Source organism: Acidovorax sp. GW821-FHT09B03, assembly GCF_059418305.1.
The window spans coordinates 155638-181390 of sequence record NZ_JBWKPP010000009.1; the positions used below are offsets into that span (position 1 = coordinate 155638).

Below are 25753 nucleotides of genomic sequence, written 5' to 3' on the forward strand. Positions count from 1 at the left end.
TCGCGTAGCGGGGCGAGAGAAAGGGGGAAGGCGCGTCAGCGACTCAGGGGGTTAAACCACTTTTGCGATGGATTGGCAGACGTAGTCGATGTTCTTGCTGTTCAGCGCAGCGACGCACATGCGGCCGGTGTCGGTGCCGTACACGCCGAACTCGTTGCGCAGGCGCACCATCTGGTCCTTGGAGAGGCCCGAGTAGCTGAACATGCCGATCTGGGTGGTGATGAAGGACATGTCCTGCTTCACGCCGGCGGCCTTCAGGCCGTCGACCAGCTTCTGGCGCATGGCCTTGATGCGCACGCGCATTTCGGCCAGTTCCTTCTCCCACAGGGCACGCAGCTCGGGGTTGCCCAGCACGGCGGCCACCACGGCGCCGCCGTGGATGGGTGGGTTGGAGTAGTTCGTGCGGATCACGATCTTCAGCTGGCTCAGCACGCGGCTGGCTTCTTCCTTGTTGGCGCACAGCACCGACAGGCCGCCCACGCGCTCGCCGTACAGGCTGAAGCTCTTGCTGAACGAGGTGGAGACGAAGAAGTTCAGGCCGGCAGCCACGAACTTGCCGATCACGGCGCCGTCTTCGGCGATGCCGTGGCCGAAGCCCTGGTAGGCCATGTCCAGGAAGGGCGTCAGGCCCTTGGCCTTGACGGCGGCGATCACCTGGTCCCACTGCGCGGCAGTGATGTCGTAGCCGGTGGGGTTGTGGCAGCAGGCGTGCAGCACGACGATGGTGCCGGCGGCAGCTGCGTTCAGGCTGGCCAGGAAGCCTTCGAAGTTCACGCCGCGCTTTTCGGCGTCGTAGTAGGCGTAGCTGTCGACCTCGAAGCCGGCGTTGGTGAACAGCGCGCGGTGGTTTTCCCAGCTCGGGTCGGAGATCAGCACCTTGGCATTGGGGCTGACCTTCTTAAGGAAGTCGGCGCCGATCTTCAGGCCGCCGGTGCCGCCGATGGCCTGCACGGTGGCCACGCGGCCGGAGGTCACGGGCTCGCTGTCCGCGCCGAAGACCAGGCCCTTGACCGCATTGTCATAGGCCACGATGCCGTCGATGGGCAGGTAACCGCGCGCCGTGGGGGCCGACATCATGGTCTTTTCGGCGGCTTGCACGCACTGCAGCAGGGGCAGCTTGCCGTTGTCGTCGAAATACACGCCCACACCCAGGTTGACCTTGTTGGGGTTGGTGTCGGCAGCAAATTGCTCGTTGAGGCCCAGGATGGGGTCGCGGGGTGCCATTTCGACGGCGGTGAACAGAGACATGAAAATCCTTGAAAGGTTGTCAGTAGCGAAGAATCCAGGCGTGGTGTAACGTGCCAGGTTCCGCCGATTTTAACGGCTAGCCCCCACCAACCGTTGACCTACCCCATGCTGGAAATATCAGAAGTCATACCGGATCAGCAAGACGGCGAATTCGTGCGCTTTCCCGATTCGCCGTTCGAGCTGTTCCAGCCGTACCCCCCCGCGGGCGACCAGCCCGAGGCCATCGACAAGCTGGTCGAGGGGCTGAACGACGGCGAGGCCTTCCAGACCCTGCTCGGGGTCACGGGCTCGGGCAAGACCTTCACCATGGCCAACGTGATCGCCCGCATGGGCCGCCCGGCCATCGTGTTCGCGCCCAACAAGACCCTGGCCGCGCAGCTGTACAGCGAATTCCGCGAGTTCTTCCCGAAGAACGCCGTGGAGTACTTCGTGAGCTACTACGACTACTACCAGCCCGAGGCCTACGTGCCCCAGCGCGACCTGTTCATCGAGAAGGACAGCGCGATCAACGAGCACATCGAGCAGATGCGCCTGTCGTGCACCAAGAGCCTGATGGAGCGCACCGACGTGGTGATCGTGGCCACCGTCTCGGCCATCTACGGCATCGGCGAGCCCGAGAGCTACCACCGCATGGTGATGACCCTGCGCACCGGCGACAAGCTGGGCCAGCGCGACGTGATCGCCCAGCTGATCCGCATGCAGTACCAGCGCAACGAGGCTGATTTCTCGCGCGGCAAGTTCCGCGTGCGCGGCGACACCATCGACGTGTTCCCGGCAGAGCACTCGGAACTGGCCATCCGCATCGAGCTGTTCGACGACGAGATCGAGAGCCTGCAGCTGTTCGATCCGCTCACGGGTCGCGTCAAGCAGAAGATCCCGCGCTTCACGGTCTACCCCAGCAGCCACTACGTGACGCCGCGCGACAAGGTGCTGGCGGCCGTGGAGACCATCAAGATCGAGCTGGCCGAGCGCCTCAAGCAGCTGCTGGACGATGGCAAGCTGGTGGAGGCCCAGCGCCTGGAGCAGCGCACGCGCTTCGACCTGGAGATGCTCAGCGAAGTAGGGCACTGCAAGGGCATCGAGAACTACACGCGCCACCTCTCGGGCGCCGCGCCGGGCGACCCGCCGAGCACGCTGACCGACTACATGCCCAAGAACGCGCTGATGTTCCTGGACGAGAGCCACCAGATGATCGGCCAGCTCAACGCCATGTACAGCGGCGACCGTTCGCGCAAGACCACGCTGGTGGAGTATGGTTTTCGGCTGCCCTCGGCACTGGACAACCGGCCGCTCAAGTTCGAGGAGTTCGAGCAGCGCATGCGCCAGGTGGTCTTCGTCTCGGCCACGCCGGCCGACTACGAAAAGCAGCACGCCGGCCAGGTGGTGGACCAGGTGGTGCGCCCCACGGGCCTGGTGGACCCGGTGGTGGAGGTGCGCCCCGCCACCCACCAGGTGGATGATGTGCTGCAGGAGATCCGCATCCGCGCCGAAAAGAACGAGCGCGTGCTCATCACCACGCTGACCAAGCGCATGGCCGAGCAGCTGACCGACTACCTCACGGACAACGGCGTCAAGGTGCGCTACCTGCACAGCGACGTGGACACGGTGGAGCGGGTGGAGATCATCCGCGACCTGCGCCTGGGCGCTTTCGACGTGCTGGTGGGCATCAACCTGCTGCGCGAGGGCCTGGACATTCCCGAGGTCTCGCTGGTGGCGATCCTCGATGCCGACAAGGAGGGCTTCCTGCGCGCCGAGCGCAGCCTGATCCAGACCATAGGCCGGGCGGCACGCAACATGAATGGCCACGCCATCCTCTATGCGGACCGCATCACCGATTCCATGAAAAAAGCCATGGGCGAGACGGAACGCCGCCGCGCAAAGCAGATCGCACACAACGAGGCACACGGAATCACGCCGCGCAGCATTGTCAAGAGGGTAAGAGACCTGATTGACGGCGTGTACAGCGAGAAAGCGGGCAAGGATGCCGAGCGGCTGGAGCAGGAAACGATGCAGCGCGCCAAGGTGGAGGACATGTCCGAGAAGGACGTGGCGCGCGAAATCAAGCGGCTCGAGAAGCTCATGCTGGAGCATGCGCGCAACCTCGAATTCGAGCAGGCGGCGCGTGTACGCGACCAGCTCACGCGGTTGAAGGACCAGGCCTTCGGCGCGCATGGCAATGATTCCGTGGCCTTGTAGAGAGCGGGGTGCGCCCCGACCTGCAGGGCAGGGCGTAGTAATGGGCGATTGGTGGGCAATGGGCTGTCCGTAAAAACGCGTATGGGGAAATAGTGACCCGCCAGTTTCTTATCCCGACTGATTCAATAGGGATTTGTGCTATACTCCTACAAACTACTCAAGAACAAAAGCCCACAAGATGAAGGGCTCTGCACCGGGAAAACCCGTGTGGAGTAAGGGGCGGAGACGGTGTCGTTGCGGGCCAACAGCCTGCAGTCGGCAGTTTCTACAACGAACAAGCCTTAGCACAAGGAGCTTGCGATGCGTCTCACTACCAAAGGCCGTTTTGCGGTCACCGCCATGATTGACCTGGCCCTGCGCCAGAACAACGGACCCGTCACCCTGGCTGCCATCAGCCAGCGCCAGCAGATTTCGCTGTCCTACCTGGAACAGCTGTTCGGCAAGCTGCGCCGCCACGAACTGGTGGAATCCACCCGTGGCCCCGGCGGCGGCTACACCCTGGCCCGCAAGGCGGGCGACATCACGGTGGCCGACATCATCGTATCCGTGGACGAACCCATTGACGCCACCCAGTGCGGCGGCAAGGAAAACTGCCTGGGCGAAGCCGGCCGTTGCATGACGCACGAGCTGTGGGCATCGCTGAACCAGCGCATGGTCGAGTTCCTCGACTCCGTCACGCTGCAAAAGCTGGTCGAAGAGCAACTGGCCAAGGGCGTGCAGATCGAGGACAAGCCGGTCGTGCGCCGCGCCATCTCGACGACCCCGGTGGTCAAGCCGATCCGTGTGAACGCCCCGAATTCGGTGTTCGCGCTCGGCAACGTTTTCGCCAAGTCCTGACCGCCAGATGCGCCGCGCCGGCCCTGGGGTCGGCACCGCCCTGAACGTCTCCTGTTTCTGTAACCAACTGTCCAACTGTTCTTCGTTCGTTGTTTGCAAGCAAGCCCAAGCCAGCAACCTCCTGAGCCAGCCACGCCATGACTCCACATTTCCCCATCTACCTCGACTACGGCGCTACCACCCCTGTGGACCCGCGCGTAGTGGACGCCATGATTCCCTGGTTGCGCGAGCATTTCGGCAACCCGGCATCGCGCAGCCACGCCTGGGGCTGGGAAGCGGAAGAGGCGGTGGAAAAGGCGCGTGTGCAGGTGGCCGACCTGATCCACGCCGATCCGCGCGAGATCGTCTGGACCAGTGGTGCCACGGAATCGATCAACCTGGCCCTGAAGGGTGCTGCCCAGTTCTACAAGGGCAAGGGCAAGCACCTGATCACGCTCAAGACCGAGCACAAGGCCGTGCTGGACACCATGCGCGAGCTGGAGCGCCAGGGCTTCGAAGCCACCTACCTCGACGTCAAGGAAGACGGCCTGGTGGACCTGGACGCGCTCAAGGCCGCCATCCGCCCCGATACGGTGCTGGTGAGCATCCTGTTCGTGAACAACGAGATCGGCGTGATCCAGGACATCCCGGCGATCGGCGCACTGTGCCGTGAAAAGGGCGTGCTGCTGCACGTGGATGCCGCGCAGGCCACCGGCCGCGTCGAGATCGACATGAACACCCTGCCCATCGACCTGATGAGCATGACCGCGCACAAGACCTATGGCCCCAAGGGCGTGGGTGCCCTGTACGTGCGCCGCAAGCCGCGCGTGCGCCTGGAAGCGCAGATGCACGGTGGCGGCCATGAGCGCGGCATGCGTTCGGGCACCTTGCCCACGCACCAGATCGTGGGCATGGGCGAGGCCTTCCGCATCGCCAAGGAAGAAATGGCCGAATCCAACGCCAAGGCCCATGCGCTGCAGCAGCGCTTGCTCAATGGCCTGAAGGACATCGAACAGGTGTTCATCAACGGCAGCATGGAACGCCGCGTGCCGCAGAACCTGAACATGAGCTTCAACTACGTCGAAGGCGAGTCGCTGATCATGGGCATCAAGGGCTTGGCCGTGTCGTCGGGCTCCGCCTGCACCTCGGCCAGCCTGGAGCCCAGCTATGTGTTGCGCGCCCTGGGCCGCAGCGACGAGCTGGCCCACAGCAGCCTGCGCATGACCATCGGCCGCTTCACGACCGAGGAAGAGATCGACTACGCGATCGCCACCATCCGCGAAAACGTCGCCCGACTGCGCGAGCTGAGCCCGCTGTGGGAGATGTACCAGGATGGCGTGGACATCAGCACCATCCAGTGGGCTGCGCACTGACCGGATTCATGGCATTTTGACGAATTGAAGAGGTAGACATCATGGCTTATTCAGACAAAGTGGTTGACCATTACGAGAACCCCCGCAACGTGGGCTCGTTCGACAAGGGTGACGAATCGGTGGGCACCGGCATGGTGGGCGCGCCGGCCTGCGGCGACGTGATGAAGCTGCAGATCAAGGTGAACCCCGAAACCGGTGTGATCGAAGACGCACGCTTCAAGACCTATGGCTGCGGCTCGGCCATCGCCTCGTCCTCGCTGGTGACCGAATGGGTCAAGGGCAAGACGCTGGACGAAGCGGCCGCCCTCAAGAACAGCGTGATCGCCGAAGAGCTGGCCCTGCCGCCCGTCAAGATCCACTGCTCCATCCTCGCGGAAGACGCCATCAAGGCCGCCGTGCTCGATTACAAGACCAAGCACGCTGCGGCTGTGACCGCCTGATCGACCATGGCCATCACGCTGACCGAAGCCGCTGCGCGGCACGTGACCCGCTACCTGTCCCGCCGGGGCAAGGGGCTGGGCGTGCGCCTGGGCGTCAAGACCACCGGCTGCTCGGGCCTGGCCTACAAGCTCGAGTACGTGGACGATACCGAGCCTGAGGACGTGGTGTTCGAGAACCACGGCGTGAAGGTGCTGATCGACCCCAAGAGCCTGGCTTACATCGACGGCACCGAGCTCGACTTCGTGCGCGAGGGCCTGAACGAAGGCTTCAGGTTCAACAACCCCAACGAGCGCGACCGCTGCGGTTGCGGCGAGAGCTTCCGCGTTTAAGAGGCAGAGAGTCTTTCCTCCATGCCCGTCCTGCACGCTAAAACGCCCTCACTCGTCGTTGCAAATGCTCGCCATAGCCCAGCTATGGCTGCGCTTTGCGCCTAGATTGAGGGTGTTTTGGCGTACCTTCCGGGCACGGCCGAAAAACTCTCTGCCTCTGATCGCTTGCAGGCCACGGTGCCTGCTGTACTGAGCGCCCAGCCAAACCGCCATCGCACCCCGTGCTGGCGGTTTTTTCTTGACCCTTTCCCCTCCATGAACCTGCAATCCGACGATTTCGAGCTGTTCGGCCTCGCGCAGCGCTTTGCGCAGGAGCGCAGCGCCATCGACGCGCGCTGGAAGGAGCTGCAGCGCGAAGCCCACCCCGACAAATTCGCCGCGCAGGGCGCCGCGGCCCAGCGCGTGGCCATGCAGTGGTCGGTGCGCATCAACGAGGCCTACCAGCGCCTGAAGGATCCGCTGCGGCGCGCGGCCTACCTGTGCGAGCTGCGCGGTGCGCCGATTCGCGCCGAGGACAACACGGCCATGCCGGCGGCCTTTCTGATGCAGCAGATGGAATGGCGCGAGTCGCTCGAGGACGCCCAGGGCGAGGCCGCCCTGCATGCCCTGGACGACGAGGTGCAGCAGGCGCGGCGCGCGGCCCTTGCGCGCTGTGGGCAGTTGCTGGACGAGGCGGGCGATGCCGCCGGTGCGGCGCGCGAGGTCAGAGCCCTCATGTTCATTGCGCGATTTGCCGACGATATCGAGCGCCGCCGGGATCAACTGGGACAATAGGGACTGCCCCCCTTTCCTGCGAGCCGCACGGCGTACCCGCAGACAACGTAGAACACGACGACAAGAACTATTCCATGGCGCTTTTGCAGATCTCCGAACCCGGCCAGTCCCCCGACCCGCACCAGCGGCGCATTGCCGTGGGCATCGACCTGGGCACCACGCACTCCCTGGTGGCGGCCGTGCGCAATGGCGTGGCCGAATGCCTGCCCGATGACCAGGGCAGGGTGCTGCTGCCCTCGGTGGTGCGCTACCTGGAGGCGGGTGGCCGCCAGATCGGGCACGATGCCGTGGCCGCGCAGGCACAGGACCCGCGCAACACCATTGCCTCGGTCAAGCGCTTCATGGGCCGGGGTCTGGCCGACGTGGCCGATGCCGGCAAGCTGCCCTACGACTTCGTGCCCCCGGCCGACAGCGCCCTGGGCATGGTGAGCCTGGCCACCGTGGGCGGGGTGAAATCGCCCGTGGAGGTGAGCGCCGAGATCCTGGCCACGCTGCGCTACCGCGCCGAGGACACCTTCAACGACGAGCTGTACGGTGCGGTGATCACCGTGCCCGCATACTTCGACGACGCCCAGCGCCAGGCCACCAAGGACGCGGCCCAACTGGCCGGCATCCACCTGCTGCGCCTGATCAACGAGCCCACGGCCGCTGCCATCGCCTACGGCCTGGACAATGCCAGCGAGGGCGTCTACGCCGTGTACGACCTGGGCGGTGGCACTTTCGACATCTCCATCCTGCGGCTCACGCAGGGTGTGTTCGAGGTCATCGCCACGGGCGGCGATTCGGCCCTGGGGGGGGACGACTACGATGCCGCCCTGGCCGACCAGGTGCTGCAGCAACTGGGCCGCACGGTCGAGACCCCATCGGACAAGGTCGCGGCCCGCATGGCGGCCCGCGCCTGCAAGGAGGCGCTGACGGCTGCCGAGCATGCCACCTTCTCGGCCCAGCTGGCTGGCGAGGCCGTGCAGCATGCCGTGGCGCGTGCGGACTTCGAGGCAGCCACGGCCCACCTCACCACGCGCTCCATGGCCGCCGTGCGCCGTGCGCTGCGCGATGCGCACCTCACGCGTGAGGAAGTGCAGGGCGTGGTCATGGTCGGCGGCTCCACCCGCATGCCGCAGGTGCAGAAGGCCGTGGCCGATTTCTTCGGCACCACGCCGCTGACCAACCTGAACCCCGACGAGGTGGTGGCCCTGGGTGCCTCCATCCAGGCCAACCAGCTGGCCGGCAACAACACCGCAGGCGATCTGCTGCTGCTCGACGTGATCCCGCTGTCGCTGGGCATCGAGACCATGGGCGGCCTGGTGGAGCGCATCGTGGCGCGCAACGAGACCATTCCCACCGCCAAGGCGCAGGACTTCACCACCTACAAGGACGGACAGACCGCCCTGGCGATCCATGTGCTGCAGGGCGAGCGCGACCTGGTGCAGGACTGCCGCAGCCTGGCGCGCTTCGAGCTGCGCGGCATTCCGCCGATGGCGGCCGGCGCAGCCCGCATCCGCGTGACCTTCACCGTCGATGCCGACGGCCTCTTGAGCGTGAGCGCGAAAGAGCAGGGCAGCGGCGTGGAGGCGCGCATCGACGTGAAGCCCTCCTATGGCCTGTCGGACGACGAGATCGCCCGCATGCTGCAGGACGGATTTGCCACCGCCGCGCAGGACATGCGCGCCCGCGCCGTGGTCGAGGCCCGTGTGGACGCCGACCGCATGCTGCTGGCCACGCAGAGCGCGCTCGACGCCGATGGCGACGTGCTCTCGGCCGGTGAGCGCGCCGGCATCGACGCCCTGATGCTGGCCTTGCGCGGCCAGCGCGAGTCCGACGATGCGGCCGTGATCGAGGCCGCCACCGAGGCCCTGGCCAAGGGCACCGAGGCCTTTGCCGCGCAGCGCATGAACCGCGGCATCCAGCAGGCCCTGGCCGGCAAGAACGTGCAGTCTCTCTGACCGACCGCCCCCTTACGACAAGAACGAACAACCGACGCCACCATGCCCGTCATCAAGATCCTGCCCCACCCGGAATACTGTCCTGCCGGCGCCGAAATCACCGCGCCCGCCGGCACCTCGATCTGCGAGGCCATGCTGGACAACCACATCGACATCGAGCACGCCTGCGACATGAGCTGTGCCTGCACCACCTGCCACGTCATCGTGCGCCAGGGCCTGTCCTCGCTCAATGAGGCCGAGGAGGAAGAGGAAGACCTGCTGGACCGCGCCTGGGGTCTGGAGCCACAATCGCGCCTGTCGTGCCAGGCCATCCTGGCGCAAACCGATGTGACCGTGGAAATCCCCAAGTACACGATCAACCACGCCAAGGAAAACCACTGAAATGACACGGCAGATCGTTCTCGATACCGAAACCACCGGCCTCTCCGCCGAAGGTGGCGACCGCATCATCGAACTCGGCTGCGTGGAGCTGCTCAACCGCAAGCTCACCGGCAACAACCTGCATTTCTATTTCAACCCGGGGCGTGACAGCCATGAGGACGCGCTCAAGGTCCACGGCATCAGCAACGAGTTCCTGCGCGACAAGCCCAAGTTCGCCGAGCTGGCGCCGGACATCCTCGAGTACCTGCAGGGCGCCGAGGTCATCATCCACAACGCGGCCTTCGACGTCGGCTTCCTGAACAAGGAGCTCGAACTCACGGGCCGCCCGGCGCTCAAGACCTATGTCGGCAGCGTGACCGACACCCTGGCCATGGCCAAGGAGATGTTCCCCGGCAAGCGCAACTCGCTGGACGCGCTGTGCGACCGCCTGGAAGTCGACAACTCCGGCCGCACGCTGCACGGCGCCTTGCTCGACGCCGAGCTGCTGGCCGATGTCTACATCAACATGACGCGCGGCCAGGATGCGCTCCTGGTCATCGACGATACGGACGACAGCGCTGGCGGCATCAGCGTCGCCGCCATCGACCTGAGTGCCCTGGTTCTGCCCGTGCTGCCCGCCAGCGAGCAGGAGGTCGCGTCGCACGCCGACGTGCTCACGCAGATCGACAAGGCAAGCAACGGCAAAACAATCTGGCGCAAATTCCAAACAGCCTGAAAAGTTGTGCCATAATCGAAGGCTGTCGCAGCGACAACGGGAGATTAGCTCAGGGGTAGAGCACTGCATTCACACTGCAGGGGTCGCAAGTTCGAAACTTGCATCTCCCACCACCCGCTCGCAGACAGACCACGGCAAAGTCCTTCGCACGAAGGATGGCGCTGCGGGAGATTAGCTCAGGGGTAGAGCACTGCATTCACACTGCAGGGGTCGCAAGTTCGAAACTTGCATCTCCCACCAATTCGAAACCCTTGCAGGCTTATGGCCTGCAAGGGTTTTTTCGTTGCAGCGCGTGCAACGCACGCTCCGTATTGGGCCTTTCAGTTGCTGGCCTTGCCGCAACCCGCTGAGCAGATACCGGCCGCCGTGAACTCCAGGGTCTTGCCGGACAGCGGCACCACCACCGGCACCCGCGATGCCTTGATGAAGGCTTCAGTCTTGCTGCCCGGGCGCACCACGCCGTCCACCGTGCCGACCTCGTTGACGTGCGACGCGATCACGGTGGCCGGCTTGACCAGTTCGTTGATCACGAAGGCGGCTTCCGCCGGGCCGGTGCTGAAGCCGTCGCCGATGTTCATCACCGCCAGTTTCGCCTTGTAGTAGTCGCGCACCACGCGCTCCTGGTCGGCGGTGATGCCCGTGTCGCCCGACAGGTAGGCCACCAGCCCGTTGCTGAAGGTCAGCACGTAGCCCGTCGCCAGGCCCACGTCACCGGCAATGCCGGCCGCCTTCATCGCATCGCCCAGTTGGCCGCCGATGTAATCCGGGTCCACGCCATTGCTGTGCACGGCCGTCACCGTGGCAATGCGCACGCCGCCGACCGTGACACTGCCGCCGAAGCGCGCCAGCATGGAGTTGGCCGGGTCGCCGCCATGGGCCTTGAGCTTGGCCGCGAAAAACGGCGGCATCTCGCTGCCCGTGACGATCTTGGACTTCTTGGCCAGGGCGATGTTCACCGCGCTGGAGTTGGGCAGGGCCGAGACCGACATGTCCGGGCTGGCGCAGGTCCCGGAGTTGGGCGCCTTGTTGTGCGCGTTGCCGACGTGGTCGCCGTGCATGTGGCTCACCAAGATGATGTCGATCTTGCCCAGGCGCGGGTCGCTGGCGCCGGCCACCGTGCGGCCGGGGTCGTACAACACGCGCGTGCCGTTGGGGTCTTCGAAGACCAGGGCCCGGTCCTGCGGGCACAGTTCACCGTCGATGCCGCCCAGCGGCGTCACCTTCACGTTCTGGGCCTGGGCCGACAAAGCGGCGACCAGGAAGAGGGCGGCGGCAGAGCACTTTAAGCGCATGGCATCTCCTTGTTCAACAGGCGGGGGCAGACAGGGGTTGGTCGTTGGTCAGCGCGGCGCTGTCGGGTTGGCGACGGCTGCGCCCTCGATGCCATGGCGCTTGAGCGCCGCGGCGACGAAGCCGCTGGCCTTCATGCGCTCGACGAAGGCATGCAGTGTGGAGTGCGCCAGCGGCGGGCGGCCCGCGGGCACGCCCATGGCCTGCTCGATCACCATGAAGCGTCCAGGCAGCAACCGCACGCCGGGCACGCGCTGCGCGTCGGCCTCGAGCTGCTGGCGCACGCCGGCCGCCACGTCGAGCTTGCGCGACAGGAATTCATCGACCACCTGGGGCGAGGTCGGGGCACGCACCAGCGTGGCCTGCTTGATCTCGCGGGTGAGGAACAGGTCGTAGGCGCTGCCCTTGCCGACGACCACCGTGGTTCCGGGCTGATCGACCTGCGCATTGGCGGTGAGTGGCGAATCGGCGCGCACCAGGTAGGCGCCCTCGATCACCACATAGGCTGCGGTGAACGACACGCCCGCGCCGCGCACCGGGTCGATGGCGAAGAAGCCGACGTCGGCCTGGCCGGCGCGCACCACCTCCACCGATTTGCCGGCCGCATCCACGGTCTTGAGCTCGACGGGCACGCCCAGTTGCCGCCCGAGTTCCTGCGCCAGGTCGACCGACACGCCCTTGAGCGCGCCCGTCGCCGCATCGCGCGAGGCGAGCACCGGGTTGCCGAGGTTGGTCGAGGCCCGCAGCACGCCTTCCGGTGCGAGGGCGCGGATGGCTTCGGCCGGGATGGATGGGGAGGAGGGCGACGCGGTGGGCGCCATGGCTGCACAGCCGCCCAGAAGAGCGGCGCACAGCAGCCGCACCAGGCCTGCACGGGGGGAAAGTCGGGCCAGAGGGCTGGGCAGAGACAAGGCGGTGCTCCTTGATGTGTTGGGTGGCAGAGGCTGGCGGGGCTGCATGTCCAGGGCCGAGGCATTGTGTCACCGGCCCCTGGAATGGCAAACAATGGATTTCCCTGAGTCAACTTAAATGGCAAAAGTGTTGACACTGTGGCTGGATGATGAAAACAATAGGCTCACTCAGTCCTGGAAATGCAATGCCCCATTTGCCTGCTTCCGCCGCCTTGTCGCGCTTTCGCGTCATCGATCTCACCCAGGTCCGGGCAGGGCCGACCGCCTGCCGGCAACTGGCCGACTGGGGCGCCGATGTGGTGCAGGTGCAGATGCCCGAGCACATGCGCGGCGACGACACCCTGGGCGGCCAGGATGGCTCCGACTACCAGTACACCCACCGCAACAAGCGCTCGATCACGCTCAACCTCAAGGAGGAGGAGGGCATCGCCACGCTCAAGCGCCTGATCGCCACTGCGGACGTGGTGGTGGAGAACTTCCGGCCGGACGTGAAGTACCGCCTGGGCATCGACTACGACAGCCTGGCCAAGGACCATCCCGGCCTCATCTATGCCAGCATCTCGGGTTTTGGCCAGACCGGGCCGCTGGCGCAGCGCCCGGGTTTCGACCAGATCGCGCAGGGCATGGGCGGCCTGATGTCGGTGACCGGCCTGCCCGGCGAAGGGCCGATCCGCGTGGGCATCCCAATCGCCGATCTGTGCGCCGGCATCTTTGCGGCCCAGGGCATCCTGGTGGCGCTGCTCGAACGCGGAGCGTCGGGCAAGGGGCAGTGGCTGCACACCTCGTTGCTCGAATCCATGGTCTACATGCTCGATTTCCAGACTTCCCGCTTTCTCATCGATGGCGAGGTGGCGACGCAGGCCGGCAATTTCCACCCGACCAGCATTCCCACCGGGGTCTACAAGGCCCGCGACGGCTACATGAACATCGCCGTCTTCGGCTCCAAGATCTGGGAGCGCTTTTGCAACATCCTCGGTGCGCCAGAGTGGATCGCGGACCCGCGCTACCACGACAAGCCCTCGCGCTCGGTCAACCGCGACACCCTCAACGCCGAGATCAACCTGCGCCTGGCCGCGCAGGATCGCGCACACTGGGTCGAGAAGTTCAATGAGGGCGGCGTGGCCTGCGGCCTGATCAGCGACATGCGTGAGGTCTTTGCCGAGCCGCAGATAGAGCACCTGGGCCTGGTCAAGGAGGTGGTGTCCGAGCGCCTGGGGCCGCAGCGGCTGGTGGGCCAGCCGGTGCAGCTCGAGCGCACACCGAGCACCATCGTGCGCGCGGCGCCGCGCCGTGGCCAGCACACCGAAGAGGTCCTGCAGGAGCTGGGCATCCCGGCCGGGCACATCGCCCAGATGAAGGAACAAGGAGTTTTCTGATGTCCGACCCCGTCTACGAATCTGGCACCGAGCGGGTGCTCTCCTGGCTCGACGGCAGTGCGCTGCACGTGCAGTTCAACAACCCGGCACGGCACAACGCCCTGTCCGTCGACATGTGGGAGGCCGTGCCGCGGCTGCTGAACGTGGCACGCGATGACGACCGCGTGCGCCTGGTGGTGTTCTCCGGTGCCGGCGAGAAGGCCTTCGTGTCCGGCGCGGACATTTCGCAGTTCGAGGACATGCGTGCCGCGCGCGAGGCCGTGGCGCGTTACGAGGCCATGGCCGAAGAGGCCCTCATGGCCATCCATGATTTTCCCAAGCCCACGCTGGCCAGCATCCGCGGCTACTGCATTGGCGGCGGCGTCAACGTGGCCATCAGCTGCGACATCCGCATCGCGGCCGACGATGCGGTGTTCTCCGTGCCGGCGGCCCGCCTGGGCCTGGGCTATCGCTACTCGGCCATGAAGAACCTGGTCGACCTGGTCGGCCCGGGCGTGGCCAAGGACCTGTTCTTCACCGCCCGCCGCATCGATGCAGCCGAGGCCAGGGCCGTCGGCCTCATCACCCGCACGGCCCCGGTCGAGGCGTTTCCCGCGCTGCTGGCCGAGTACGCCGAGCCCATCGGCGAAAACGCGCCGCTGACCATCGCCGCCGGCAAGGCCATCACGCGCGAGATCCTCAAGCCATCGACGGACATCGACCTGCCGCTGTGCACGTCGCTGATACAGGGATGCTTCCAGAGTGCCGACTACACCGAGGGCCGCACGGCCTTCATGGAAAAGCGCAAGCCGGTCTTCACCGGCCGTTGAACCCCATCGCAAGGAATCGACCCATGGACCAAAACCAGATGCAGTCTTACTGGATGCAGCAGAACGAGGACGCGTCGCTGCTGGAGCAGCGCAGCGTGCCGGTGCCCGTGCCGGGTACGCAGCAACTGCTGGTGCGCGTGCGCGCCGCATCGCTCAACCGCGGTGAATTCGTCGCCGGCCATGGGCTGCACGGCGTGCCGGGCAGCTGGAAAGCCATCGGCGGCGAATGTTCGGGGGAGGTGGTGGCTCTGGGGGATGGCACCACCGGCTTTGCCATCGGGGACCGCACCATGGGCCGGTGTGCGGGGGCCTTCGCGGAGTACGCGCTGATCGATGCCCCCGAGGCGATGCACGTGCCGGCCACCTTGTCGTGGGAAGAGGCGGCCAGCATCCCGCTGACCTTTCTGGTCTCCTACGACATGCTGGTGTTGCAGGGCGGGCTCGAGGCGGGCCAGTGGGTGCTGATCAACGGCGTGTCGTCCGGCGTGGGCGTTGCCTCGCTGCAGCTGGCCAAGGCGCTGGGCGCGCGGGTCATCGGCACCTCCGGCTCACGGGAGAAGCTCGGGTTGCTGGCTTCGCTGGGCCTGGACCTGGGAATTCCCACCCGGGCGCCGGACTTCTCGGGCCAGGTGCTCGAGGCGACCGCAGGCAAGGGCGTGCACCTGGCCATCAACACGGTGGGCGGGACCGTCTTCGCCGAGAGCATCCGCTGCCTGGCTTTCGAAGGCCGGCTGGCCACGGTGGGCTACGTGGACGGCGTGGTGCACGCCGACATCGACCTCGGCACCCTGCATGCCAGGCGCCTGACCGTCTTCGGCGTTTCCAACAAGCTGCGCAACAAGGCGCAGAAGTCGGCCGCCGTCCCCCGTTTCGTGGCCGAGGTGCTGCCCCTGTTCGCCAACGGCCGCATCCGGCCCCGGATCGACGAAGTGGTGGACTTTGCGCAACTGGCCCAGGCCAAGGCGCGCATGGAAGCAGGCGCGCATGCCGGGAAGATCGTTTTGCGCATGCCCACGTGAACGAACCCCAAAAAGTAGGAGACGGACGGATGAAAAAGACCCCTTTGCTGCTGGCGGTGGCCCTCGTGGCCTGCGCCACCGGTGCCTACGCCCAGTCCAGCGCGGCCAGCTACCCCGCCAAGCCGATCCGGCTGGTGGTGGGCTTTGCGCCCGGGGGCGCGGCCGACTACGTGGCCCGCGCCATGGGTGATGCCTTCTCCAAGGAGCTGGGCCAGCCCGTCGTGATCGACAACAAGCCGGGCAATGGTTCCAGTATCGCGGCGGATATCGTCGCCAAGTCGGCGCCCGACGGCTACACCCTGCTCATCGCCAGCCCCAGCAGCATCTCGGTCAATCCGGCACTCAACCCCAAGCTCACCTACACCGCCAAGGACCTGGCGCCGGTCACCCGGATCACCACCTCGCCCCTGGTGCTGGCGGTCAATCCGTCCACCGGCATCCAGTCGGTGCAGGACCTGATCAAGGCGGCGCAGAAGGACCCGGGCAAGCTCAACTATTCGACCTCGGGCAATGGCTCGGCACCGCACCTGGGCGCGGCGCTGTTCAGCCAGGTGACGAAGACCGAGATGACGCACGTGCCCTACCGCGGCGGCAGCCTGGCCATCCAGTCCGTCATGGCCGGCGACACCCAGGTCACGTTCGGCACCTCGCCGTCGGTGCTGCCCATGACCAGCAGCGGCAAGCTGCGTGCCCTGGCGGTCAGCACCCGGGAGCGCTCGCCGCTCGTGCCGCAGCTGCCGGGCATGCGCGAAGCCGGGCTGCCGGAGTACGACCTCGAGTTCTGGTATGGCATGTTCCTGCCGGCTAACACCCCGGCGCCCATCCTGCAGAAGGTGTTCGCGGCCACTGTGGCGGCCATGCAGAAGCCGTCGGTGAAGGCTGCGCTCGCGCGCGACGGCACCGACGTGTCCCTGTCCGGCTCGCCGGCGGATTTCGGCCGATTCCTCGACGAGGACGGCAAGTTCTGGGTCGGCCTCGTCAAGAGCGCCAATGTGAAGGTCGAATGAGCGCATGGCCCCGGCAACCGGCGCAGGTACGATCCACCCCCATGACGACATCCCCTTCGGTCCCCCGCGGCGCAGGCCTTTCGAACTCCATCGTGGAGCAGCTCAAGCAGCTGATCTACGCCGGAGAGTTCAAGCCGGGCGACCGCCTGAACGAGGCGGCGCTGGCCCTGCGCATGGGCACGAGCCGCGGCCCCATCCGCGAAGCCGTGCGGGTGCTGGCCGGCTTGGGCATCGTCACCGCGGTCCCGAACAAGGGCGTGTACGTGCGCCAGCTCACGCTGCGTGAGGCACTGGAGCTGTACGAACTGCGCGCCCTGGTGTTTGGCTACGCGGCCGAACGCGCCTGCGACCACATGACCGAAGAGCACCGCCAGCGCTGCGAGGCGCTGCTTGCGGGAATGGACCAGGCCTGCGAGGCGGGGGAGGGCACCGTCTACTACGAGCTCAACCTGCAGTTCCACGCGCTGATCATGCAGTTGTCGAACAACCGGCGCGCGCAGCAGGCCTATGACGACTATGTCAAGGAGCTGCACCTGGTGCGGCGGCGTTACTTCAATGCGCCGGGCAACATGCGGCGCTCCAACGTCGAGCACCGCGCGATCTTCGATGCCATCGCCGCCAACAACGCCGCGCGCGCCCGCGCCGCTGCGGAGCGCCATGTGCAGGCGGGACGGGTGCGCCTGATGGCGTTCTTCGAAGACAGCTGAGTAGCCAAGTACCTGGTGCGCCATGCGGCGTGCCATGGCCTCTGGTGGATAGCCAAGGTGCTGCCTGTTCGGGCACCTGGACGACGCACGGGCTGAGGGCACGGCCCCGGTGATGGCGGCCTGCCCTGCAAGGCCGCCACGCAGAAAGACCACAGGAGACAGACATGAGCATGCAACGACGACGCCTTCTGCAGGCGGTACCTGCCTTGATCGTCCCGGCCAGCCTGGGCTGGCAGGTAGCACGGGCGCAGGCCTATCCCGACAAGCCCATCCGCTACATCGTGCCGGTGGCCGCCGGTGGCGGTAGCGACCTGATCGGCCGCACCGTCACCGAGCGCTGGGGCCGTGTGCTCGGCCAGCAGTTCGTGGTGGAGAACGTGGGCGGTGGCGGTGGCGTCATCGCCTGCCAGAACACGGCCCGCGCGACCGCCGATGGCTATACGCTGATGCAGGGCTACGTGGCCACCCATGGCACCAGCCCGGCCACGCGCAAGCTGCCGTACGACCCGGTCAAAGACTTCACGGCCATCGGCATGATCGGTGCGACACCGAACGTGCTGATCGTGGATGCCAACCTGCCGGTGAAGGACTACAAGGGCTTCGTCGACTACCTCAAGGACAACCGCGGCAAGGTGAGCTACGGCTCGGCCGGGGCCGGCTCGCTCACCCACCTGACCATGGAGCTGCTGACCCAGCAGCTCGGCACGCCGCTGACCCACGTGCCCTACCGCGGTGTGGCGCCGGCCATCACCGATGTCATCGGCGGCCAGACGCAGGCCTGCTTCCCGGGCCTGGCCGCTGCGCTGCCGCACCTGCGCTCGGGCCGGGTGCGCGCCATCGCCGTCACCGGGCTGGCGCGTGCGCAGCAGATCAAGGACATACCCACCTTCGAGGAACTGGGTCTCAAGAACCTCGATGCCGTGCAGTGGTATGGCGTGGTCGGCCCTGCCGGCCTGCCCCCGGCCATCGTCGCCAGGCTCAACGAGACCCTGGGCGCCGTGCTGCGCGCTCCCGAGATGCTCGACAAGCTGGCCGGCGAGGCCGTGGAGCCGTCGCCCATGGCCGCGGCGGAGTTCACCGCCTACATCCGCAACGACGTGGCGCGCTGGACGGCCCTGGCCAGGGAACGCAAGATTTCGCTGGATGCGTGAGCGCTGCCGTCTGCGGCGGTGCTCCTTCAGCCGAACCGGTTTCGCCATTCCTTCCTCTTTCTTCAACCCGAGTTCCCATCCATGGCACGCAATACCCAGGTCCCAGCCGACCACAACGCCCCTCCCATCACCCGCATCCTGGCCGAGTACGTGGCGCAGCATCCCTCGCGCGGCTGGAGCGACGCGGTCGAGCACGAAGCGCACCGCACCTTCCTGAACTGGCTGGGCTGCGCCATCGGCGCGGCACGCCACGAGACGGCCGACAAGGCGCTGGCCGCCATCGCCGTGCTGCAGCCCGCACCCCAGGCCACGGTGGCCGGGCGCAGCGAGCGCGTGGACATCGCCAGCGCGGCGCTGGTCAACGGCATCACCTCGCACACCTTCGACTTCGACGACACACACCTCAAGACCATCATCCATCCGGCCGGCCCGGTGGCCTCGGCTGCGTTTGCGCTGGCCGAGCACACGGGAGCCAGCGGGCGCCAGCTGGTGGACGCCCTCGTGCTCGGCATCGACGTGGCCTGCCGAGTGGGCAATGCCATCTACCCCGACCACTACGACCGCGGCTGGCACATCACCGGCTCCACCGGCATGCTGGGGGCGGCTGCGGCCTGTGCCCGCCTGCTCGGGCTGGACGTGCGCCAGACCCAGATGGCGCTGGGCATCGCCGCGTCGCAGCCCGTGGGCCTGCGCGAACAGTTCGGCACCATGACCAAGCCATTCCACCCCGGCGCCGCCGCGCGCGCGGGCCTGGTGTCGGCGCTGCTGGCGCAGCAGGGCTTCACCGCCAGCGAGCGGGCGCTGGAGGCGCCGCGCGGCTTCGTGCAGGTGATCTCGCCCAAGGCCACCTGGTCGGAGATGACCGACGAGCTGGGGCAGCGCTTCGAAATCTCGTTCAACGCCTACAAGCCGTTTGCCTGCGGCATCGTGATCCACCCCAGCATCGATGCCTGCGTGCAGCTGCGCGAGCGGGGGGTGCCGGCGGCTGACGTCGAACGCATCGAGCTGCGCGTGCATTCACTGGTGCTGGAGCTCACCGGCAAGAAGGAGCCGGCCGACGGCCTGGCCGCCAAGTTCAGCGTGTACCACGGCTGTGCGGCAGGGCTGATCTTCGGCAAGGCCGGCGAGGGCGAGTACGACGATGCCATCGTCAACCGGGAGGACGTGGTCGCGCTGCGCCGCAAGGTGGTCGCCACGGTGGACGATTCCATCGACGAGGCCGCGGCGGACGTGACCGCCGTGCTCCGGGATGGCCAGCGCGTGCACGTGCGTGTGGACCACGCCATGGGCTCGCTGCAACGGCCCATGACCGATGGGGCATTGGAAGCCAAGTTCAACGACCTGGCTGCGCAGGTGATTGGCGCGCAGCGCTCGGTGCAACTGATCGCTTCGTGCTGGCAGCTCGGCCGGTTGGCGGACGTGCGCGGACTGGCGCAGGCGGCCCGGCCTGCATAGGCGCAGGCTCAGCCCGCGGCAAGCGGTGCGTTGCGCGCCATGTGCACCTGGTGCAGGGTGATCTTGCGTACCTCGGCCTGGCTGGTCTGGATGTGGGCGCGCAGCAGCATGGCGGCCTGATCGCCGCGGTGCGCACGGATGGCCTTGAGGATGGTGGCGTGTTCGTCGTACGTAGCGTCGATGCGCGCCTGCTGCGTGAAGTCGAGCCGGCGGATGATGCGGATGCGCTCGGTCACGTCGCGGTGCACGCGCGCCATCTCGGCATTGCCGGCGGCGCGCACCAGCGCGCAGTGGAAGGCTTCGTCCCAGGCGGCGACCTGCAGGGTGTCGGTGCTGCGCTGGTCGGGGGGCACCAGCCAGATGTTGTTGAGCTCGTCGAGCAGGCGGTGGTCGACCTGGATGGACTTGAGCGCGCCGGCACCCTCGTCGCACAGGCGGTGCACGGCCGTGGTCTCGAGCACCATGCGCAGGTCGTAGAGCTGCTCGAACTGGTCGAAGTCGAAGGGCAGCACGCGCCAGCCGCTGCGAAACAGCACCTCCACATAGCCTTCCTGCTGCAGACGCACCAAAGCCTGGCGCACGGGGGTGCGCGAAACGCCGAGGCGCTCGCAGATCTCGTTCTCGGTGAAGCGGTCGCCGGGCACCAGCTTGAACTCGCCCACGTCGCGCTTGAGCTGGGCGTACACATCGTCGGCACGCGAGCTGCGCACCGGTTTCGTCTGGGAAGGGGGGAGGGCGGGGCGGGGTGTCTGCACAAGGCGACTTTAGCAACTAAGGGGCTGGGGCTGCGTCGGCCAAGGCCGACAGCAGCGCGGCCGATGGAGCGGTCCAGCCGACGATGGCGCCCTGGGCGCGCAGCATCTCGATGGCGGCTGCCTTGAAGGGGGGGAAGTAGCTCTCGGTGCAGTCTTCCAGCAGCAGGCCATCATACCCGCGGTCATTGGCCTCGCGCATGCTGGTCTGCACGCAGACCTCGGTGGTCACCCCCATGAAGACCAGGTGGGTGATGCCGCGCGCCTGCAGGGTTGCGTGCAGCCCCGTGGCGTAGAACATGCCCTTGCCCGGCTTGTCGACCACGATCTCGCCGGCCACCGGGGCCAGCGCGGGAATGATCTGGTTGCCCGGCTCGCCCGCGACCAGGATGCGGCCCATGGGCCCCGCGTCGCCGATGCGCAGCTGCGGGTTGCCGCGCAGGCGCTTGGCGGGCGGGCAGTCGGACAGGTCGGGCCGGTGCGATTCGCGCGTATGCACCACCAGGCCGCCTGCGGCGCGCCAGGCCTGCAGCACGGCCTGGCAGGCCGGCACGATGGCCTCGAGCAGCGACACATCGTTGCCCAGGGTCTCGCCAAAACCGCCGGGCTCTATGAAGTCCCGCTGCATGTCGATGATGACCAGTGCGGTGTGCGCCAGCTCGAAGCGAAAGGCGAAGGGGTTGGCGTGGATGGTGCGCAGGCTCATGCGGAGGCTTCCTGGTGGGGTGTGTGGTCGTGCCCGCCGCCCATGTAGGCGCCCAGCACATGGCGCTCGGCGATGGCGGCCGGGGTTTCGTGGACGATGCGGCCCTCGCTCATGACCACGATGCGGTCGGCTAGCTCCAGCAGTTCGTCCAGGTCTTCGCTGATCAGCAGCACGGCCCCGCCGCGTTCGCGCACGCCCAGGATGCGAGCATGGATCTCGGCAACGGCCGCGAAGTCCAGCCCGAACACGGGGTTGGCGGCGATCAGCACGTTGATCTCGCCCGCCAGCTCGCGTGCCAGCACCGCACGCTGCACGTTGCCGCCCGACAGGCTGCGGATGGGCGCGCCCTCGCCCTGGGTCTTGACGCCGTAGCCCGCGATCCATTCGCGCGCGCGGCTGCGCCAGGCGGCAAAACGCAGCACGCCGCCGCGGCGCAGCGGCGGCTGGTCGAAGTCGCGCAGGGCCATGTTCTCGGCCACCGACAGGTCGCCCACGCACGCGTTGCGCAGCGGTTCCTCAGGCAGGCTGCGCACCTTGAGCTCGCGGTTCTGCGCGCGCGTGGCGGTGTAATCCCGGCCCAGCACCTGCACCCGGCCGGCCAGGCGCGGGCGCTGGCCCACCAGGGCCTCGACCAGTTCGCGCTGGCCGTTGCCCGACACGCCGGCCACGCCAAGCACCTCGCCCCGGCGCACCACGAGGTCCAGGCCCGGCAGGGCCAGCGTGCCGCGGTCGCCCGGGGCCTGCAGGCCCTGCACCTGCAGCGCGACCTCGCCCGGTGCGGCTTCGGTGTCGGCAGCCGGCGCCGGGCGGACGGCGATGGACGGGGCGTTGGCGGTCTCGCCCATCATGGCCTGGGCCAGGGCCTGTGGCCCGGTATCGGCCACGCGGCCATGGTGCACGGCCTGGCCCCGGCGCAGCACGGTCACCGCATCGGCATAGGCCATGACCTCGCGGAACTTGTGCGTGATGATGATGACGCTGCACTGCCCGCTCTGCGCAAAGGCGCGCACATGGCCCAGCACCTCGTCGGCCTCCTGCGGGGTCAGCACCGAGGTGGGCTCGTCCAGGATCAAGAGGCGCGGGCGCAGGTACAGCTGCTTGAGCAGTTCGAGCTTCTGCTTTTCGCCGGCTGCCAGCTCCGAGGGGCGGGCGTCCAGGTCCAGCTGGAAGGGCGTGGTGGCCAGAAAGGCCTGCAATTCGGCCCGCTTGGCGCGCCAGTCGATCACCGCCGGGGTCTGGCCGCCGGCCAGCAGCAGGTTCTCGGCCACCGTCATGCCCGGCGCCAGCGTGAAGTGCTGGTAGACCATGCCGATGCCCAGGCTGCGCGCGACGATGGGGTTGGCGATGGCCTGCTCGCGCCCGTCGATCAGGATGGCGCCTTCCTCGGCCCTTTGGTACCCCGCCACGCATTTGACCAGCGTGCTCTTGCCCGCCCCGTTCTCGCCGAGCAGGGCATGCACGCTGCCGGGCTCCACGCGCATGCTCACGCGGTCCATGGCGGTGAAGCTGCCGAAGCGCTTGGTCAGGTTCCAGGTCTCCAGCGCCAGGGCGCCGGTGCCGGCGGGCAGGGCGCCAATGGGGTGATCGGGCAAATGGTCGGACATCGCGTGATCCCTTGTGGGCTATTCCAGGGCCATCAACAGCTCGGCCGAAGTGGCGTGCGCCCCGAACACGCCGCCCTGCATGGTCACCATGTTCAGCGCGGCCTGGTGGTTGGCCGGGTCGGTGGCGGCCGTGCAGTCCGAGAGCAGCAGGCATTCGTAGCCCCGGTCGTTGGCTTCGCGCATGGTGGTGTGCACGCAGACGTCGGTGGTGATGCCGGCAAGGATCAGGTTCTGCACGCCCGCCAGCTGCAGCACCATGTCCAGGTCGGTGGCGTAGAACGAGCCCTTGCCGGGCTTGTCGATCACCACCTCGCCGGGCAGCGGCGCAAGTTCGGGGATCAGCTCCCAGCCCGGCTCGCCGCGCACCAGGATGCGCCCGCAGGGCCCGGCATCGCCGATGCCCAGGCCCTCCTTGCCGATCTGGCGCGAGCGCCAGCGCTTGTTGGCCGGCAGGTCGGCCAGGTCCGGCCGGTGGCCTTCGCGCGTGTGGATGATGCGAAAGCCCTGCGCGCGCATCGCCGGCAGCAGGCGCTGCAGCGGCGCGATGGGGGCGCGCGTGAGGGTGATGTCGTAGCCCATCACGTCCACATAGCCGCCGATGCCGCAGAAGTCGGTCTGCATGTCGATCACGAGCAGCGCGGTGTTGTCCGGGCGCAGGTCGCCGTTGTAGGGCCAGGCATAGGGGTTGGCCTGGACATGGCGGGTGGTGGCTGTGGTCACGTGAAAGGTCCTTCAAGACTGTTTGGTGGAAGACAATTCGCCCGGGCTACCGGTGGCCACGCTGCCGGGCTTGCAAGTCACGACCAGGATCAGAAGGGTCAGCACATAGGGCACGGTGTTGAACAGGTGGTAGCCCCAGCCCACGCCCACCGACTGCAGGGCCGGGCCGATGGCGCCCGCGCCGCCGAAGAGCAGGGCGGCGACCAGGCAGCGCAGGGGGCTCCAGCGCGCAAAGATCACCAGTGCCACGGCGATCAGGCCCTGGCCGCTGGAGATGCCCTCGTTCCAGCTGCCGGGGTAGAAGAGGGTCAGCGAGGCGCCGCCCAGCCCGGCGATGAAGCCGCCCGCCGCCGTGGCCGCGATGCGGATGCCCGGCACCGAATAGCCCAGGGCCCGCGTGGCGTTGGCCGAGTCGCCCGCCAGCCGCACCAGCAGGCCCCAGCGCGTGCGTGCAAAGGCCCACCACAGCAGCACGGCCAGCACCACGCCCAGCGGCAGCAGGGCATTGACCTGCAGGGCCGACTGCACCACGGGCGAGTCGCTCCAGCCGCCCAGCGCCAGCGCAGGGATCTGCGGGGCCTGCGGCTGGATCAGCGGCTTGCCCAGGTAGAAGGCCAGGCCCGTGCCCAGCAGCATCAGCGCGATGCCGGTGGCCACGTCGTTCACGCGCGGCAGCGAGCACAGCACGCCGTGCAGCGTGGCCAGCAGGGCGCCTGCCGTGGCACCGGCCAGCACGCCCAGCCAGGGCGAGCCCGTGAGGTAGGCGCCGCCGAAGGCCGCCATGGCCGAGAGCACCAGCACGCCCTCCAGCCCCAGGTTGATGCGGCCCGACTTTTCGGTGAGGCATTCGCCCAGGCTCACGAACAGGAAGGGCACACCCACGCGCAGGGCCCCGCCCACGATGGCGGCGACGAGGGCAATCCATTGGTCAGCGGTCATATGGCCTCCACGTGGGCAGTGGGTGCCGGGGTGCCGGTGTCCTCGGGCCGCTTGCGGCGCTGGGCCCACCAGGCCCGCCAATCCACGTCGCGAAGCGCCTCGCTGGCCAGGATCAGCACGAAGGCGATGCCCTGCAGCACCATCACCGAGGCGTCGGGCAGGCCCAGGCGCCGCTGCAGCAGGCTGCCCGCCGCGCCAAAGCCGCCGAACACGATGGCCACGGGGATGATGGCGATGGGGTTGTGCCGCGCGATGAAGGCCACGAGGATGCCTGCATAGCCATAGCCCGCGATCAGCGCCCCGTTGGCATTGGTGTGCACTGCCGCCACTTCCACTGCGCCGGCCAGCCCGGCCGCCGCCCCGCCCAGGGCGCAGGCCAGCAGCACCAGGCGCGTGGCCGGCAGGCCCACGAGCTGCGCCGCGCGCGGGTTGCCGCCCACCACGCGGACCGAGAAGCCCGAGGCCGTGAAATGCAGCCACAGGCCCAGGGCCACGCAGGCCAGCACGCCCAACACCAGGCCCCAGTGCACGTCCGAGCCGCCAATGCCGCCGATCAGCAGCCCGGGGCTGAGGCTGGGCGTGGCCGGCTTGTTCAGGCTGGCCGGGTCGCGCAACGCACCCTCCACGAAGTGCTTGAACAGGCCGATGGCCACGTAGGACAGCAGCAGGCTGCTGATGGTCTCGTTGATGCCGCGGTACTGGCGCAGCCAGCCCGCGAGCATGATCCAGAGTGCGCCGGCCACCGCCCCCGCCGCGCAGGCCAGCACCGTGCCTGCCGCGTTGGTGGGCAGGGTTACGGCCATGGGCAGGGCCGCGGCGGCCAGGCCGCCGAGCACCAGCGCGCCTTCGCCGCCGATCACCGTGAGGCCAGCGCGCGCGGGCAGCGCCACGCACAGGGCCGTGAGCATCAGCGGCGCGGCGCGCTGCAGGGTGTTCTGCCACGAGAACCAGTCGCCGAAGGCGCCCTTGAACAGCGTCGCCCACACGTCGAGCGGGTTCACGCCGGCAAAGCCGACGAAGCCGCCGAACAGCAGCAGCGCCAGCGCGATGGCGGCAACGGGCAGGAGAATGTCCTTGGCGGCCGGGTGCAT

Annotated in this window: 25 protein-coding genes and 2 tRNA genes; 18 read left to right on the forward strand and 9 right to left on the reverse strand. The window is 67.5% G+C overall.

Annotated elements, in window-relative coordinates; translation table 11 throughout:
- Positions 1–51: 51 nt before the first annotated feature.
- On the reverse strand, positions 52–1248 hold the full coding sequence (locus AC07PA_RS17910; protein WP_007851290.1) for an amino acid aminotransferase: 1197 nt from the start codon (positions 1246–1248) through the stop codon (positions 52–54).
- 105 nt (positions 1249–1353) lie between these two features.
- Between AC07PA_RS17910 and uvrB the strand changes: the two genes are divergently transcribed.
- The 11 genes from uvrB to AC07PA_RS17965 all read left to right on the forward strand — a co-directional run bounded on the left by uvrB (position 1354) and on the right by AC07PA_RS17965 (position 10456).
- Positions 1354–3444: an excinuclease ABC subunit UvrB gene (gene uvrB, locus AC07PA_RS17915; protein ID WP_007851289.1), complete on the forward strand. Its 2091-nt coding sequence runs from the start codon at positions 1354–1356 to the stop codon at positions 3442–3444.
- 300 nt (positions 3445–3744) lie between these two features.
- On the forward strand, positions 3745–4281 hold the full coding sequence (gene iscR, locus AC07PA_RS17920) for a Fe-S cluster assembly transcriptional regulator IscR (protein ID WP_007851285.1): 537 nt from the start codon (positions 3745–3747) through the stop codon (positions 4279–4281).
- Positions 4282–4418: 137 nt separating this feature from the next.
- Positions 4419–5633 carry an IscS subfamily cysteine desulfurase gene (locus AC07PA_RS17925; RefSeq protein WP_007851283.1) on the forward strand — a complete coding sequence of 405 codons (1215 nt, stop codon included), beginning with the start codon at positions 4419–4421 and terminating at the stop codon, positions 5631–5633.
- A 41-nt stretch (positions 5634–5674) separates the two neighbouring features.
- A complete protein-coding gene (gene iscU / locus AC07PA_RS17930) occupies positions 5675–6073 on the forward strand; it encodes a Fe-S cluster assembly scaffold IscU (protein WP_007851274.1) in 399 nt (132 codons plus the stop codon).
- 6 nt (positions 6074–6079) lie between these two features.
- Positions 6080–6403, forward strand: a complete 324-nt coding sequence (gene iscA, locus AC07PA_RS17935; protein WP_007851273.1) for an iron-sulfur cluster assembly protein IscA — start codon at positions 6080–6082, stop codon at positions 6401–6403.
- Between the two features lie 255 nt (positions 6404–6658).
- Positions 6659–7177 (forward strand): Fe-S protein assembly co-chaperone HscB, encoded by a 519-nt coding sequence (gene hscB, locus AC07PA_RS17940; protein WP_494607575.1) that lies wholly within the window; start codon positions 6659–6661, stop codon positions 7175–7177.
- A 74-nt stretch (positions 7178–7251) separates the two neighbouring features.
- Positions 7252–9120: a Fe-S protein assembly chaperone HscA gene (hscA, locus tag AC07PA_RS17945; RefSeq protein WP_494607577.1), complete on the forward strand. Its 1869-nt coding sequence runs from the start codon at positions 7252–7254 to the stop codon at positions 9118–9120.
- Between the two features lie 42 nt (positions 9121–9162).
- The gene (gene fdx, locus AC07PA_RS17950) at positions 9163–9501 is read left to right on the forward strand and encodes an ISC system 2Fe-2S type ferredoxin (protein WP_007851267.1); all 339 of its coding nucleotides are present in this window, start codon (positions 9163–9165) and stop codon (positions 9499–9501) included.
- Between the two features lies 1 nt (position 9502).
- Positions 9503–10216, forward strand: a complete 714-nt coding sequence (gene dnaQ, locus AC07PA_RS17955; protein WP_494607579.1) for a DNA polymerase III subunit epsilon — start codon at positions 9503–9505, stop codon at positions 10214–10216.
- A 38-nt stretch (positions 10217–10254) separates the two neighbouring features.
- Positions 10255–10329 (forward strand) — tRNA-Val (locus AC07PA_RS17960).
- A 52-nt stretch (positions 10330–10381) separates the two neighbouring features.
- Positions 10382–10456, forward strand: a tRNA-Val gene (locus AC07PA_RS17965).
- 80 nt (positions 10457–10536) lie between these two features.
- Here the strand turns inward: AC07PA_RS17965 and AC07PA_RS17970 are convergent.
- Positions 10537–11508: an MBL fold metallo-hydrolase gene (locus AC07PA_RS17970; RefSeq protein WP_494607581.1), complete on the reverse strand. Its 972-nt coding sequence runs from the start codon at positions 11506–11508 to the stop codon at positions 10537–10539.
- A 48-nt stretch (positions 11509–11556) separates the two neighbouring features.
- Positions 11557–12417, reverse strand: a complete 861-nt coding sequence (locus AC07PA_RS17975; RefSeq protein ID WP_494607583.1) for an ABC transporter substrate-binding protein — start codon at positions 12415–12417, stop codon at positions 11557–11559.
- A gap of 185 nt (positions 12418–12602) precedes the next feature.
- On the opposite strand from AC07PA_RS17975, the gene AC07PA_RS17980 reads away from it, so the two are divergent.
- The 7 genes from AC07PA_RS17980 (at position 12603) to AC07PA_RS18010 (ending at position 19941) form a co-directional block, all read left to right on the forward strand.
- Positions 12603–13793 (forward strand): CaiB/BaiF CoA transferase family protein, encoded by a 1191-nt coding sequence (locus tag AC07PA_RS17980; RefSeq protein WP_494607585.1) that lies wholly within the window; start codon positions 12603–12605, stop codon positions 13791–13793.
- Entirely contained in the window at positions 13793–14602 is an 810-nt protein-coding gene (locus AC07PA_RS17985; RefSeq protein WP_494607587.1) for an enoyl-CoA hydratase, read from the forward strand. The genes AC07PA_RS17980 and AC07PA_RS17985 overlap by 1 nt, the downstream gene beginning before the upstream one ends.
- A gap of 23 nt (positions 14603–14625) precedes the next feature.
- Positions 14626–15621 carry a quinone oxidoreductase family protein gene (locus tag AC07PA_RS17990; protein ID WP_494607589.1) on the forward strand — a complete coding sequence of 332 codons (996 nt, stop codon included), beginning with the start codon at positions 14626–14628 and terminating at the stop codon, positions 15619–15621.
- Positions 15622–15650: 29 nt separating this feature from the next.
- Complete coding sequence (locus AC07PA_RS17995) at positions 15651–16628, forward strand: Bug family tripartite tricarboxylate transporter substrate binding protein (protein ID WP_494607591.1); 978 nt, start codon at positions 15651–15653, stop codon at positions 16626–16628.
- Between the two features lie 41 nt (positions 16629–16669).
- Entirely contained in the window at positions 16670–17335 is a 666-nt protein-coding gene (locus AC07PA_RS18000; RefSeq protein WP_494607593.1) for a GntR family transcriptional regulator, read from the forward strand.
- 170 nt (positions 17336–17505) lie between these two features.
- Entirely contained in the window at positions 17506–18486 is a 981-nt protein-coding gene (locus AC07PA_RS18005) for a Bug family tripartite tricarboxylate transporter substrate binding protein (protein ID WP_494607684.1), read from the forward strand.
- A gap of 81 nt (positions 18487–18567) precedes the next feature.
- Complete coding sequence (locus AC07PA_RS18010; protein WP_494607595.1) at positions 18568–19941, forward strand: MmgE/PrpD family protein; 1374 nt, start codon at positions 18568–18570, stop codon at positions 19939–19941.
- 8 nt (positions 19942–19949) lie between these two features.
- Here the strand turns inward: AC07PA_RS18010 and AC07PA_RS18015 are convergent, their stop codons facing one another.
- From AC07PA_RS18015 to AC07PA_RS18040, 6 genes are read right to left on the reverse strand one after another with little or no spacing between them, the layout of a single operon-like run.
- Entirely contained in the window at positions 19950–20696 is a 747-nt protein-coding gene (locus AC07PA_RS18015) for a GntR family transcriptional regulator (RefSeq protein ID WP_494607597.1), read from the reverse strand.
- A gap of 16 nt (positions 20697–20712) precedes the next feature.
- The gene (locus AC07PA_RS18020) at positions 20713–21399 is read right to left on the reverse strand and encodes a cysteine hydrolase family protein (RefSeq protein WP_494607599.1); all 687 of its coding nucleotides are present in this window, start codon (positions 21397–21399) and stop codon (positions 20713–20715) included.
- Complete coding sequence (locus AC07PA_RS18025; RefSeq protein ID WP_494607601.1) at positions 21396–23003, reverse strand: ABC transporter ATP-binding protein; 1608 nt, start codon at positions 23001–23003, stop codon at positions 21396–21398. Before AC07PA_RS18025 ends, AC07PA_RS18020 begins: the two co-directional genes overlap by 4 nt.
- An 18-nt stretch (positions 23004–23021) precedes the next feature.
- Positions 23022–23723, reverse strand: coding sequence for a biuret amidohydrolase (biuH, locus tag AC07PA_RS18030; RefSeq protein WP_494607603.1), 702 nt, complete (start codon positions 23721–23723; stop codon positions 23022–23024).
- A 12-nt stretch (positions 23724–23735) separates the two neighbouring features.
- A complete protein-coding gene (locus tag AC07PA_RS18035) occupies positions 23736–24662 on the reverse strand; it encodes an ABC transporter permease (RefSeq protein ID WP_494607605.1) in 927 nt (308 codons plus the stop codon).
- Positions 24659–25753: an ABC transporter permease gene (locus AC07PA_RS18040; protein ID WP_494607607.1), complete on the reverse strand. Its 1095-nt coding sequence runs from the start codon at positions 25751–25753 to the stop codon at positions 24659–24661. The genes AC07PA_RS18035 and AC07PA_RS18040 overlap by 4 nt, the downstream gene beginning before the upstream one ends.